General features: G+C 73.0%; 13 protein-coding genes. 9 read left to right on the top strand and 4 right to left on the bottom strand.

All coding sequences use genetic code 11. The annotated features are described in order from the left end of the window. Positions 1-123: 123 nt before the first annotated feature. Entirely contained in the window at positions 124-687 is a 564-nt protein-coding gene (locus ABYE80_RS09035) for a pentapeptide repeat-containing protein (RefSeq protein ID WP_372789947.1), read from the top strand. Here ABYE80_RS09035 and ABYE80_RS09030 read toward each other — a convergent pair. Further along, a complete protein-coding gene (locus ABYE80_RS09030; protein WP_372789946.1) occupies positions 684-1,874 on the bottom strand; it encodes a M28 family metallopeptidase in 1,191 nt (396 codons plus the stop codon). The genes ABYE80_RS09035 and ABYE80_RS09030 overlap by 4 nt on opposite strands. 24 nt (positions 1,875-1,898) lie before the next feature. Between ABYE80_RS09030 and ABYE80_RS09025 the strand changes: the two genes are divergently transcribed. The 6 genes from ABYE80_RS09025 to ABYE80_RS09000 all read left to right on the top strand — a co-directional run bounded on the left by ABYE80_RS09025 (position 1,899) and on the right by ABYE80_RS09000 (position 7,801). Further along, positions 1,899-3,269: a flavin monoamine oxidase family protein gene (locus tag ABYE80_RS09025; protein WP_372789945.1), complete on the top strand. Its 1,371-nt coding sequence runs from the start codon at positions 1,899-1,901 to the stop codon at positions 3,267-3,269. A 217-nt stretch (positions 3,270-3,486) separates the two neighbouring features. After that, on the top strand, positions 3,487-4,605 hold the full coding sequence (locus ABYE80_RS09020) for an MBL fold metallo-hydrolase (RefSeq protein WP_372789944.1): 1,119 nt from the start codon (positions 3,487-3,489) through the stop codon (positions 4,603-4,605). Positions 4,606-4,634: 29 nt separating this feature from the next. After that, complete coding sequence (locus ABYE80_RS09015) at positions 4,635-4,991, top strand: ArsR/SmtB family transcription factor (protein WP_372789943.1); 357 nt, start codon at positions 4,635-4,637, stop codon at positions 4,989-4,991. Beyond that, positions 4,988-5,251, top strand: coding sequence for a DUF2892 domain-containing protein (locus tag ABYE80_RS09010; RefSeq protein WP_372789942.1), 264 nt, complete (start codon positions 4,988-4,990; stop codon positions 5,249-5,251). Before ABYE80_RS09015 ends, ABYE80_RS09010 begins: the two co-directional genes overlap by 4 nt. Beyond that, positions 5,248-7,449, top strand: coding sequence for an MMPL family transporter (locus ABYE80_RS09005; protein ID WP_372789941.1), 2,202 nt, complete (start codon positions 5,248-5,250; stop codon positions 7,447-7,449). The genes ABYE80_RS09010 and ABYE80_RS09005 overlap by 4 nt, the downstream gene beginning before the upstream one ends. Positions 7,450-7,456: 7 nt before the next feature. Beyond that, the gene (locus ABYE80_RS09000; RefSeq protein ID WP_372789940.1) at positions 7,457-7,801 is read left to right on the top strand and encodes a rhodanese-like domain-containing protein; all 345 of its coding nucleotides are present in this window, start codon (positions 7,457-7,459) and stop codon (positions 7,799-7,801) included. Positions 7,802-7,841: 40 nt separating this feature from the next. On the opposite strand, the gene ABYE80_RS08995 is transcribed toward ABYE80_RS09000, so the two are convergent. After that, positions 7,842-8,285 carry an SCP2 sterol-binding domain-containing protein gene (locus ABYE80_RS08995; protein ID WP_372789939.1) on the bottom strand — a complete coding sequence of 148 codons (444 nt, stop codon included), beginning with the start codon at positions 8,283-8,285 and terminating at the stop codon, positions 7,842-7,844. A gap of 93 nt (positions 8,286-8,378) precedes the next feature. On the opposite strand from ABYE80_RS08995, the gene ABYE80_RS08990 reads away from it, so the two are divergent. Beyond that, the gene (locus ABYE80_RS08990; RefSeq protein WP_372789938.1) at positions 8,379-9,881 is read left to right on the top strand and encodes a flavin-containing monooxygenase; all 1,503 of its coding nucleotides are present in this window, start codon (positions 8,379-8,381) and stop codon (positions 9,879-9,881) included. Positions 9,882-9,888: 7 nt separating this feature from the next. Here the strand turns inward: ABYE80_RS08990 and ABYE80_RS08985 are convergent, their stop codons facing one another. Next, positions 9,889-10,923, bottom strand: coding sequence for a zinc-dependent alcohol dehydrogenase family protein (locus ABYE80_RS08985; protein WP_372789937.1), 1,035 nt, complete (start codon positions 10,921-10,923; stop codon positions 9,889-9,891). A 128-nt stretch (positions 10,924-11,051) separates the two neighbouring features. On the opposite strand from ABYE80_RS08985, the gene ABYE80_RS08980 reads away from it, so the two are divergent. Beyond that, on the top strand, positions 11,052-11,483 hold the full coding sequence (locus ABYE80_RS08980) for a hypothetical protein (RefSeq protein WP_372789936.1): 432 nt from the start codon (positions 11,052-11,054) through the stop codon (positions 11,481-11,483). Between the two features lie 40 nt (positions 11,484-11,523). On the opposite strand, the gene ABYE80_RS08975 is transcribed toward ABYE80_RS08980, so the two are convergent. Continuing rightward, the gene (locus tag ABYE80_RS08975; RefSeq protein ID WP_372789935.1) at positions 11,524-13,173 is read right to left on the bottom strand and encodes an ATP-binding cassette domain-containing protein; all 1,650 of its coding nucleotides are present in this window, start codon (positions 13,171-13,173) and stop codon (positions 11,524-11,526) included. Between the last annotated feature and the right edge of the window lie 19 nt (positions 13,174-13,192).

Raw genomic sequence — 13,192 nt, 5'->3', positions numbered from 1 at the left:
TCGATCCCGGTCACGGCCCCGTCGCGGGCTTCGTCGATGGCGGACACCGTTCCTAGTATCGCCACGCGGCCCTCGCGGCGGCGCGTCGCAGCACCGCCCCGCGTGGTCTGCGACCCTTGCCGCATGTCCCGTGGTCGCGCCCGTGCAGCCGCTCCCATGGCGCCGGACCCGGACGAGACGACCGTCGTCGAGGACGCCGATCACCGCGGCGAGCAGCCGGCGGCCGCCGCGCTGAGCGACGTCGTGCTGAAGACCTGCGACCTGGCGAACATCCTCGCCCGGCGGGCGACCGCGTCGAGGGTCGAGCTGCGGTCGTGTCGCGCGACCGGGATCACGCTCTCCAACGCGTCGTTGCGGGACGTCCTCGTGCGTGGGACTCAACTCGACCTGGCCGGGTTCGACGCCGCGACGCTCGACCGCGTGCGGTTCGAGGACTGCGTCCTGCGCGAGGCGTCGTTCCTGGACGCCCGACTGCACTCGGTGGCGTTCGAGAACTGCGACCTGAGCGGCGCCGACTTCACCGGGGTGGAGGTCTCGCGCGTGGAGATCGTCGGCTGCCGCCTGGACCGTCTGCGCGGCGTCCCCAGCCTCCGCGGGGTGCAGATGCGCTGGACCGACGTGCTCGACAACGCCGGGCTCTTCGCCGCGTCCCTCGGGATCGCGGTGCTCGAGGAGGACGCCGGCTAGGCGCGCCCGGCGACGCGGACCACACCGTCCACGATGCGCGCGCACCGCTCGACGGAGTCGTGGTCCACGCGGTCGGCGGTGTCGGTGGGCAGGTGGTAGTTCGTGTAGCCGCCGTGCCCCACCGACAGCAGGCAGGTCGACGGGATCCCGCGCAGCTGGGCCAGGATCGGGTCGGTCCAGCCGCCGATCCTCCACGGCTGCGGCGCCTCGACGCCCGCCTCGACGGCCCCGCGCTGGACGAGCTCGATCGCCGCGCGGTCGAAGTGGTGGTCGCGCATCGTGCCCTCCGTCCGGGCGACGATCGGCGTCCCGCTGCCCAGCGTGTCGACGCCGACGACGGTGACCGGCCCGCGGGCGAGGCTCTCCACGAGCATCGGGTGGTCGAGCGCCGCGCGCATGCCCCCCATCCCGGCCTCCTCCGAACCGGGGAACAGCAGCACGACGTCGGTGCCCGAGGGGGCCGCGACGGCCAGCCGCCGTGCCAGTTCGAGGAGCACGGCGACCCCGGTGGCGTTGTCGCTGGCGCCGGGCACGGTCAGGCTGCGCCCCACGCTCGTCACCCCGGCCACCGCACCGGCGAGGACCGCCGCGGCGCCCGCGCGCAGCGCGCGGGCGACACGCGCCCGCCGCGGGAGCGCGGAGCCGAGGACCCCGGCCGCCAGCGCCGCGGTGACGGGCGCCATCGCCGGTGCCATCGTCCGCTCGCGGTGCGCCCGGTCGGCCCCGAGCGCGGCGAGCCTGGGATGCCACACCCAGCCGGTGTTGGCCGCGTCGACGTGCGCGGCGAACACGACCGTCCCGCGATGGTCGGCCCCGTCGTCGGCCGCGGGGATGCGGACGAGCACGCCCGCCCCGACGTCGTCGGGCAGGAGTCCGCGGAGCCACTGCGAGCGACCGCTGCACTCCGCGTCCAGGGAGACCCCCGCGGCCGCGGTGAGCAGCGCGCCGCGCAGGCCGCCTCGCGCCACGCCGGCGAGCGCGACCATCTCGTGGACCCCGTGGACCAGGGCGTAGGAGTGCTGGTAGCGGTGCACCTGCACGACCGGCTGGAGCCCTGCGTCGGCGAGCTGGTCGGCGACCCAGCGGGCGGCCTCGAGCTCGCCGTCGCGCGCGGATTCCCGCGTCATGGACGCGAGCGTCGCGACGTCGCGACGGATGCGGTCAAGGTCGATCTGCCCCGCTGACATGACGGGGAGCGTAGTCTGCTCGCCGTGACCGACGTGATCGTCATCGGAGCCGGTATCGCCGGGCTGACCGCGGCGCGGGAGCTCCAGCAGCGAGGCAGCGAGGTCGTCGTGCTCGAGGCGCGCGACCGCGTCGGCGGACGCCTGCGAAACCACGAGCTCGCGGACGGCGGGATCGTCGAGGTGGGCGGCCAGTGGCTGGGGCCCAAGCAGCACCGCGCCCTCGCGCTCGCACGCCGTCTGGGCCTCGAGCTGTACCCCACGCACACCGCGGGCGAGAACCTCATGGAGCACGGCGGCACGCTCACGCGGTACCGGGGCGACATCCCGCGGATCAACCCGGTCGTGCTCGCGGACGTCGGACAGGCGCAGCTGCGCCTCGACCGCATGGCGGCGCAGGTCCCGACCGACGCGCCGTGGCGCGCGCCGCGCGCCGACCGCTGGGATGCCCGGACGTTCGAGGACTGGATCGCCCGCAACGTGGCGACGAAGCTCGGCCGCGAGTTTCTGCGGCTGGCGTGCGCGGCGGTCTGGGCCTGCGAGCCCCGCGACGTGTCCCTGCTGCACGTCCTGTTCTACACGCGGTCGGCGGGCCGGTTCGAGGACCTGATCGGGACCCGCGGCGGCGCCCAGCAGGATCGGGTCGTCGGTGGCTCACACCTGCTGGCGCTTGGCCTGCACGACGAGCTCGCCCCCGGCACGGTGCGGCTCGACGCCGCCGTGTCGCAGATCACCCAGGACGACGATGGGGTCGAGGTCCACTCCGAGGACGGGGTGCACCGGGCCCGGCACGTCGTGGTCGCCCTCTCGCCCGCGCTGGCCGGTCGCATCCGCTACACGCCGGATCTGCCCGCGGCGCGCGATCAGCTCACGCAGCGCACGCCGAACGGCTCGGTGATCAAGTGCATGGCGGTCTACGACCGTCCCTTCTGGCGTGAGCAGGGTCTCAGCGGCCAGGCGGCGTCCCTCACGGGTCCGGCCCGGGTCGTGTTCGACAACAGCCCGCACGGCTCGGACCGCGGGGTGCTCCTGGGCTTCCTCGAGGGTCGGGAGGCGCGGGAGTTCACGGGCCGCCCGCAGTCCGAGCGGCGAGCGGCCGTGGTCGCGGGGTTCGCCCGCCTGTTCGGCCCGCAGGCCGCCCAGCCGATCGACTACGTCGACCTGGACTGGTCCGCCGAGGCCTTCACGCGCGGCTGCTACGGCGGGCATCTGCCGACCGGGACGTGGACGGCGTTCGGTCACGCGCTGACGGCGCCGGTCGGCCGGATCCACTGGGCCGGGACCGAGACCGCGACGACGTGGAGCGGCTACATCGATGGCGCGATCGAGTCGGGCGAGCGCGTGGCCCGGGAGATCGTCGCCCACGGATCGACGGCGGCGGCTCCGCTCACGGGCTGACGCCGGCGTAGCTCACGCCGGCGGACTGACGCCAGCGGGCTGACGCCCCGCGAGCGTCGCGACGGCGCGCGCCGATCGCGACGAGCAGGACCATCACGGAGAGCCGCGGCGAGGGGCTGGCGAGCGATGCAGCTTCCCTGCTTTACAACTACATCGTTGTGTAGTAGTGTACCGGTCGAGTTCCGGACCACCCCTCCCCCGTGCAACGGAGACCCCGATGACCACCACCCACCCCACCCGCTCCATCGACGCCAACGAGCTCGTCGCCCGCCTCGCGGCCGACGAGCCGGTGACCATCCTCGACATCCGCGACGACGCGGCCTGGACGATCGAGGCCCCGAACGTCACCGTCCGGCACGTCCCCGCCCACTGCGCGGCAGCCACCCTCGACGACCTCGCCCGCGACCTCCCTGACGACACGGTGATCCTCTGCAACCGCGGGGTCACCGCCCAGCAGCTCGCCGACCGGCTCCTCGCGAAGGGCCGCATGCTCCCGGTGCTGCTCGGTGGCCTGCGCGGCTGGATCGCCACGCTGCGTCCGGTGCCCGTCGACCTCGGCGTCGAGGACCTGCGCGTCCTGCAGATCCAGCGCCCCGGGCGCGGCTGCCTGTCGTACCTCGTGGCCTCCGGCGATCAGGCGCTCGTCGTCGACCCCGCGCCCGACGCCCAGTTCTACGCCGACCTGGCGAGCGAGCTGAGCGTGGAGATCCGCGACGTCGTCGACACGCACCTGCACGCCGACCACCTCTCGGGTGCCCGCGAGCTCGCCGCGATCACCGGCGCCGCCCTGCGGCTCCCCGCCGGGTCCCTGGAGCGCGGCGTCAGCTACGCCGACAGCGTGACCCCGCTGAAGGACGGCGACGAGATCGCCCTCGGCGACCTCACGGTGCGCGCCGTGCACCTGCCGGGACACACCACGGACATGACCGGGCTCGTCGTCGCGGACCGCGCCCTCATCGGCGGCGACTCGCTGTTCGCCGATGGCCTCGCGCGTCCCGACCTCGAGCAGGGCGATCCCGACGGATCGCGTGCCATGGCGCGACGCCTGCACGCCACGCTGCACGAGCGGATCCTCGCCCTCGGCGACGACGTGGTGCTGCTCCCGGGCCACCATCACCCCGGTGTCCCCGCCGGCGCGGTCGCGCCGACGCTCGCCGAGGTCCGGGCCCGCGTCGACTCCCTCGCGATCGCCGATCCCGACGCGTTCGCCGAGGACGTCGTCGCCGACATGCCCCCACGCCCCGCCAACTACGAGGCGATCATCGCCGTCAACTCCGGCACCCACCCCTTCGACCCCGAACTCGAGTCCGGCGGCAACAGCTGCTCGGCTCGCTGACCGTTCCATCCCCCTCAAGGAGCGCACCCATGGATCTCCCCCGTCCCATCCCAGCCGACCTCGCCGAGCTGATCGCTCAGCGTCTGCGGGTCATCGGCGACCCGCTGCGCATCCGCACGCTGGATCTCCTGCGTGACGGTGAGCGGCCGGTCTCCGAGATCGCCGACGCTCTCGGCACCAGCCAGCAGAACGCCAGCAAGCACCTCGGAGTGCTGTTGCAGGCCGGCATCGTCAACCGCCACAAGGTCGGCACCAGCGCCTACTACGCGATCGCCGACGACAGCGTGTTCGCGCTCTGCGAGCAGGTCTGCGGAGGCATCCAGGCACAGGTCGCCGAGCTCGGCGCCCTGATCGAGGGCACCACGGTCCAGGAGGCAGCGCGATGAGCTCCCCCACCGCCCGCCCGTCCTGTCCGGCCGACACGGTCGCCACCCGCACCGGCTGGCCGCTCGAGCGCGTCCTCTTCGCCATGGCCGGCACCGTGACCCTCATCGCGACCGTCCTCACGCTCACCGTGAGCTCCTGGTTCGTGCTGCTCGCCGCGTTCGTCGGCGTCAACCAGTGGGTATTCGTCGCGTTCGGCGACTGCCCCGCATCGCTCGTCCTGTCCCGCGTCTTCCACCTCCAGCGGAGCGTCACCCCATGAATCCCCTCACCGCCCCGACTCCCTCCTCGTCACGCAACGCGCCCGCTCCCGAGCAGCGCGGAAGCGCCCACGCCCCGTCGTCCCTCGGCCCTCTGGGCCGGCTGGGACGCTGGGCGGCAGTCAACCGCCGCACGGTGTTCATCGCCTGGGCGGTCATCGTCGTCGGACTCGGCGTGTTCGCCCCGAAGGTCGAGCACGCGCTCTCCGGCGCCGGGTGGCAGGCCAACGGCTCGGAGTCGGTCGAGGTCCGTGACCTCGTCCAGAGCGAGTTCGGTGGACTCAACTCGACCGGCCTGATGGTCGCGATGCACAGCGACACACTGACGGCGGACTCCCCCGCGTTCCAGCAGCGGATCAGCGAGGTCGCCGCCACGCTGGAGCAGGACGACCGCGTGTCGCAGGTGGTGCTCCCGCAGGCCCAGGCCGGCACGGTCAGCCGTGACGGTCGCACCGTCGTCGTGATGGCCGGCGCGGCCGCCGACAGCAACGACATGGTCCGCGCCGCGGACGATCTGAAGGACCCGGTCCGCGCCCTCGGCGACGACGGGGTCCAGATCGCGATGACCGGCGCCTCCGGCCTGTGGTCGGACTTCAACCACGCCAACAAGACGGCGATGATGAAGTCCGAGCTGATGAGCTGGCCGGTCACGCTCGGCATCCTCGTGCTCGCGTTCGGCTCGCTCGCGGCGGCCGGGCTGCCGCTGCTCCTGACCATCCTCGGCCTGGCCGCGTCGGCCGGTTCGCTGTACCTCGGGACGCAGGTCCTCGACATCTCCATCTGGGCGATGAACTTCGCGCTGATGTTCGCGCTGGCGCTCGGGATCGACTACGCGCTGTTCGTGGTGATGCGCTTCCGGGCGGCCCTGCACGCGACCGTGCCCGACGACCCGCACCGGGTCCGCGACTCGGTCGCCACGACGATGGACACGGCCGGGAAGGCGGTGATGTTCAGTGGCCTCACCGTGCTGATCTCCCTGAGTGCGGTGATGCTGGTCAACAGCCCGGCGTTCCGCTCGATGGCCCTCGGGATCATGCTCAGCGTCATCTTCATCCTGGGCGCGACCCTGACCCTGCTGCCCGCGATCCTGGGTCGCATGGGCCCGCGCATCGATCGCGGCGCACTGCCGTGGGCGAAGACCGGCGACCACCGCTCCAAGCGCTTCGCGGCCTGGGGCGAGCGGTTGTGGGCCAAGCCGTGGATCCCCGGCATCGCGACCGTCGCCGCGCTCGTCGCGCTGGCGGTGCCTGTCCTGAACCTCGACACCGGCATGCCGTCGATCAAGGTCGTGCCCGAGGGCGACTCCGCCCGTGTCGGCTACCAGCTCGTGCAAGACGGGTTCGGGGTCGGGGCGACCGGCGCCCTGCAGGTGACCGCCCCCGCCGCGCAGGCCGACGCCACCAGGACGGCGCTGGAGGCGGACCGCGGCATCGCGCAGGTGGCGCCCGCGCAGACCAGCGGGGACGGCCAGACCGTCCTGCTGCAGGCGGTGCCTGACACCGACCCGTCGGACCCGGCCCTGGGTGCGACGATCGACCGGCTCCGCGAGAGCGTGCCGGCCGGGGCGATGGTCGGCGGTGCCGCCGCCGAGAACCACGACCTCGAGACCGAGCTGGCGAGCAAGACGCCACTGGTCATCGGTGTCGTGCTCGCGCTCGGGTTCCTGCTGCTGCTCGTCGCGCTGCAGGCGCCGCTGGTGGCGCTCATCGGCACGGTCACCAACCTCCTGGCCACCGGCGCGGCGTTCGGCGTCGCCAAGTGGATCTTCCAGGACGGCTTCGGGTCGGGCCTGCTCGGGTTCGAGTCCCAGGGCTTCCTGGACGCCTGGGGACCCGTGTTCTTCTTCGCGATGATCTTCGCGATCTCGATGGACTACACGGTGTTCCTCCTGTCCAGCGCCAAGGAGCACTGGGACCGGACGGGTGACGCCAAGGACGCGATGGTCGGCGGACTGGCGCACTCCGGCCGGGTGATCTTCGCCGCGGCGGCCGTGATGGTCGCGGTGTTCTTCACCTTCGCCCTGTCCGGCCCGCTGCCCCCGAAGGAGATGGGCATCATCCTCGGCGTGGCCGTCCTCCTGGACGCGGCGCTGGTGCGGTTGCTGCTCGTCCCGGTGCTGCTGCGCCTCACCGGCGCCAAGGCGTGGTGGCTGCCGCGCTGGCTGGACCGCATCCTGCCCAACGTGAAGTTCGGGCACTGAGGACGACATGGGCCTCCTCGAACGGCTCCGTCGTCACCGGCCGATCACGCCCGCCGCAGCCGCGGCGGGCGTCGAGGCCGGCGACCTGCTGCTCGTCGACGTGCGCGAGGCGTCGGAGTTCGCCTCAGGTCATGCTCCGGGCGCGCGCCACGTCCCGCTGTCCCGCGTCGCGGACGCGATGTCCGACCTCGCGCAGAGCGGGCAACCGATCGCCTTCATCTGCCGCAGCGGCGCGCGGAGCGCCGTGGCCACGCGGCGGGCTCGCGCCAGTGGGCTGGACGCGGTGAACGTCCGTGGCGGCATGCTCGCCTGGGAGCGCGCAGGGCTGACGACGCGCTCCGGCCGACGCTGAGCCGGGTCTCGGCGGGGGGACGTTCGGGCGTCCCCGTGCCTCACGCGCTGAGGTCGAACAGCTCCGTGAGGCGCAGGCCGAGTCCGAGATCACCGATCGCCCGCAGGCGCCCGCGCAGGGCCAGCCGCTTGGGTCCCGCGCTGCCGGCGATCACCTTGCGGAGATCCTCCGGCCGGATCTTGAGGGTCAGCCGCGCCTCGCCGACCGGCTCGGGCGACACGAAGCACGCCCCGTCGCGGATCACGAGCTCGCGGTGGTCGTAGCCCCCGCCCGGCCGGTCCCACAGCTTCACGTGCAGGACCGCGTCGAGGTCCTTGGCCGCCTCCGGCCGCAGGCGCGAAGCCATGTGCTCGACGAGTACGTCGATGACCCGGTCGCGGCTCTCGGCGTCCGCCATGAGCGCCGCGAACCCGGCGTCGTCGAGCGCGACCACCTGACGGTAGATCGCCTCGGGGTCAGCGCGGAAGTCGACGTCAGGATGCATGCGTGCGACCGTACCGCGCCCGCGGGTGGGGACGGCCGGTGGGCCCCTCGGGCCTACGGGCCGGTGCGCGGCCTCCTCCGCTACCTTGACACCATGTCGAGCGTGACGGATCCACGAATCGTGATCATCGGCGGTGGCTTCGCCGGGATCGGCTGCGCGATCGAGCTGCAGAACCACGGGTTCCGGAACATCACGATCCTCGAACGCGGCGAGGACCTCGGCGGCACCTGGTTCTACAACACGTATCCGGGCGCGGCCTGCGACGTGCCGAGCCACCTGTACTCGTTCTCGTTCGCCACGCGCCGCACGTGGACGCGGCTGTGCTCTCCGCAGCAGGAGATCCTCGACTACCTCCACGAGGTGGCGCGCGACCACGACGTCGACGAGCTCGTCGAGACCGGCGTGGAGGTGGCGAGCTGCGACTGGGACGACGGCGAGCGCCACTGGACCGTCACCGCGACCGACGAGCGCACCTGGGAGGCCGACGCCGTCGTCGTCGCCACCGGGCAGCTCCACCGCCTCGCGTACCCCCGGGTGGAGGGCATCGACGACTTCGAGGGCCCGAGCTTCCACTCGGCCCAGTGGCGCCACGACGTCGACCTCACCGGCAAGCGCGTCGCCGTCATCGGCACGGGGGCGAGCGCCGTCCAGTTCGTCCCCGAGATCGCGAAGGTCGCCGGCAAGCTCCACGTGTTCCAGCGCACGGGCAACTGGTTCATGCCCCGGCGCAACCGCCGCTACCCGCCGGGGATCAAGCAGGCGATCCGGTACCTGCCGGGTGTGCAGGAGCTCCGCCGTCGCTACATCTACAACTACGGCGAGCTGCTCACGGCGATGATCCGCCACCCGAGGACCTTCGGGCGCGTCGGCAAGCTGCGGTCCACGCTGTTCATGCGGTGGCAGCTCCGGGACGCCGAGCTGCGACGCAAGGTCTGGCCGGACTACACCTTCGGCTGCAAGCGCGTGCTGTTCAGCTCCGCCTGGCTGCCGGCCCTGCAGCGGCCGAACGTCGAGCTGGTCACCGACCCGATCACGCGCGTCACGCGCGACGGCGTCGTGACGGCGGACGGCCTGGAGCGGGAGGTGGACGTCGTGATCTACGGGACCGGCTTCAAGCCCGCCGACTTCATGCTGCCGATGGAGATCCGCGGCACCGGCGGCACGCGGCTCGCCGACGTCTGGTCGCAGGGGGCACACGCCCACCTCGGGGTGGCCGTCCCCGGGTTCCCGTCCATGTTCCTCATGTACGGGCCGAACACCAACACCTCGGGTGGGTCGATCATCGTCTACCTGGAGGCGCAGGCCGCGTACATCCGCCAGGCCCTCCAGCACGTGCGGGGCCGCGGGGCCGCGGCGATCGACGTGCGCCCGGAGGCCGAGGCGGCGAGCGACCGCGACGTGCAGGCGCGGTTCGCCGGGACCGCCTGGACCCAGTGCGACTCCTGGTACCGCGACGAGAACGGCCGGATCGTGACGAACTGGCCCGGCTACATGCGCGAGTACGTCGCCCAGACCGCCCAGCTCGATCCGGCCCAGTTCACCTTCGTGGAGCGCACGTCGGACGCCGAGCCGCAGCCGGAGTCCGCCGCGGCCTGACGGTCGCTCAGGGGGCGATCATCACCTTGATCGCCTCGCGCTGGTCCATCGCCCGGTAGCCGTCGGGGACCTCCTCGATGCCGATGGTCCGGTCGAAGACGCGCCCGGGCTCGATCCGCCCCTCCAGGACGTCGGGCAGCAGCTCGTCGATGTAGGCGCGGGCCGGGGCGATGCCGCCGCTGACGGTCACGTTCTTGAGGAACGTCAGCTGGGCCCCCGGGATGTCCCCGGTCTGCGGCACGCCGACGCGACCGACCGCGCCACCGGGCCGAGCGATGCGGAGCGCCGTCTCGAGCGACTCACCCAGACCGACGGCCTCGATGACCGCGTGGGCGCCCTCGCCGCCCGTGAGCTCCTTCACCCGCGCGACCGCCGCCTTGCCCCGCTCGGCGACCACGTCGGTCGCCCCGAACTCCCGGGCGAGGTCCGTCCGGACCTGGTGGCGGCCCAGGATGATGATCCGGTCGGCCCCCAGGCGCTTGGCGGCGATGACGCCACACAGCCCCACGGCCCCGTCGCCGACGACCGCGACCGTGGATCCCTCGCGGACCCCGGCACGGACTGCGGCGTGGTGGCCGGTGCCCATGACGTCCGACAGCGTGAGCAGCGACGGCATCAGCGCGTCGTCCACGGGGACCGGAAGCACGACGAGCGTGCCGTCGGCCTGCGGCACGCGGACCGCCTCTCCCTGCCCGCCGTCCACGTCCCCCACGCCCCAGAAGCCACCGTTGACGCAGGAGGTGTGCAAGCCCTCGTGGCAGTACGCGCAGGTCCCGTCGGAGAACACGAACGGCGCGACGACGACGTCGCCCTTGCGGACGGTGGTCACCTCGCTGCCGATGTCCTCGACGACGCCGATGAACTCGTGACCCATCCGCTGCCCGGGCGCATCGGGGTCCTTGGACTTGTACGGCCACAGGTCGCTGCCGCAGATGCACGACCGCGTGACGCGGACCAGGGCGTCGCTCGGCGCGGAGATCGTCGCGTCGGGGACGTCTTCGACCCGGACGTCGCCGGCGCCGTAGAGGAGAGTCGCTCGCATGCGGCAACCTTACGGACCCCGGATCTCGAGCCCGATGTGCCCGCAGCGGACGGATGTCCGTGAGCGATGCCCTCGACCGCGGGCTCGCAACATGGCACGATGGCTACGTGCCGTCGTACGTGCATGCCATGTTCGCAATGGTGGGCGTCTGCCTCCTCGCTGCGCTCGTGCTGCCTGCGCCCCGCATGCCGCTGTCGCTCGCCGCGCGGTGGTGCCGTGCGCTGTTGACCCTCGGTATCGGGCTGATGATCGGCGCCGCGACCCTTCCCGCGTTCGACGTCTGGTACCCGGCGATCGCCGCGATCGGCGCCGCCCTCGGACTGTGGCTCGCCATGTTCTGGCTGGCGCGGCAGCCCGATCTGTACGCGACGCCGGACCCCGAGGCCCAGAGCAGCGACGACCCGGACGACGACGACCACGGCGGTGGCGGAGGTGGCTCGCCGCCACCGGACCGCGGCCCCGACCCGCCGCCGGCCCCCGACGGGCTGGACTGGGACGCGTTCGATCGTCACCGGCGCTCGTGGGAGCAGGACCGGGACCGGACGCCCGCCGGCGTCTGAGCCGGTCGACGTCCGGCTCCGGGCGGCCGTCGGCGATCGGTCAGTCCCGCGGAGCGGGAGCGAGCAGCCTGCGCTCCAGGGTCATCCCGGTGGCGGAGAGCATCAGCAGGGCCGCACCGATCAGCACCCCGAAGGCGAACACCATGGGTGTCGCGTAGAAGGACGGCTCGAAGCCGGTGACGGCCCCGACGTCGGGGGAGACGTTGCGGTCGAGCCCCACCGCGTTGCCCAGCCCGGTCAGGGCCCAGCGGCTGATCGTCAGGTTGGCGATCAGCTTCATCGGCGCGATCATCGTCGCGTACGGGATCACCGCGCCGGCGAAGAGCAGCTGCGGGATGAGGAGCAACGGCACCGAGCTCGTGGCCTGGTCGGAGGTGCGCACCGCCGCGGAGATCCAGAGGCCCATGGCCACGGCCGCCCACCCGACCGCGACGCACATCGCGTACACCTGGGCGACCGCCACCGGCCCCTCCCCGAGCGGCTGCAGGACGATGGCCACGAGGACGAGGAGCAGCACCTGCGTGGCGACCAGGGGGAACAGCACGGCGCACTTGGCCAGGATGTAGGCGTCCAGGCGCACGCCGACCGCGACTTCCCGATCGAGGATCGCGCGTTCCCGCACGATCTCGCGGCACGCCGCGATGATCCCCAGCCAGATGCTGCCCGTCAGCAGCAGGAAGAGCAGCGTGGCGTTGTAGTACGGGGCGAACGCCGGGGAGTCCAGCGCTCCCGTCGGGACCGCGAGCCCGATCCCCAGCCCGATCACCGGGGCCTGCCCGAGCAGGAGGGCGAGCTGGCGCTGGTTGCGCCACGTGCACGTCCGGTACCGCGCCGCGAGCACGCCGGCCTGCCGACCGAGCGGCGGCAGCGCGACCCGCTCCACCGCCGCGGGCTCGCCCGGCAGGGCGTCCGGGAACGGCTCGTCGGGCGCCGGGACCGGGGCGTCCTCCAGGTCGAGGGCCTCGTACACCTCGTCGTAGCTCGAGACCCCGAACCGCTCGAGCGTCTCCTCGGGCGAGCCGATGAACCGCAGCTCGCCGCCCTGCGCCATGACCGCGACCTCGTCGCAGAGCCCGAGGCTGCTCGTCGCGTGCGTGGCGATGAGCACGCCGCGGCCCTCGTCGGCCAGCCGGCGCAGCAGGCGCATCATGCGCGCCTCCAGGACCGCGTCGAGCCCGGTGGCGGGCTCGTCGAGCAGGAGCACCGGGGGCCGTCCGACGAGCTCGGCGCCACAGGACGCCCGGCGGCGCTGACCGTCGGAGAGCGACGCTATCCTGATGTCGGCGCGGTCCTCCATCTGCAGCTGACCGAGCACCTCGTCGACGCGGTCGTCCAGCTCGGATGGGCTGGTGCCCGGCGGGAGGCGCAGCTCCGCCGCGTACCGCAGCGCCTCGCGCACCGTGAGCTCCGGGTGCAGCAGCGTGCCGAAGGGGACGTAGCCGACATCGGTGGAGCGCAGGCGGACGGAGTGTCCTCCGAGCTCGACCGACCCGGCGGCGGGCTCCACCACTCCCGCGAGCGTGCGCAGCAGCGTCGACTTGCCGGAGCCGCTGGCCCCGATCAGCCCGATCATGCGCCCGACCGGTACCGAGATCGACGCCGATCGCAGGATCGTCTGCCCGCCCGCCGTCACGGTGAGCCCGCGCGCCTCGAGCCCCTCGGGGGCGGTGGTCGACGAGACGGACGTCACGCGCGAACCGTACCCCGCC

This window comes from Paraconexibacter sp., from assembly GCF_041602235.1.
Lineage (GTDB): Bacteria > Actinomycetota > Thermoleophilia > Solirubrobacterales > Solirubrobacteraceae > Paraconexibacter.
The sequence above is the reverse complement of the archived record's forward strand: the minus strand, read 5'-3'. Positions and strand labels throughout refer to the sequence as shown.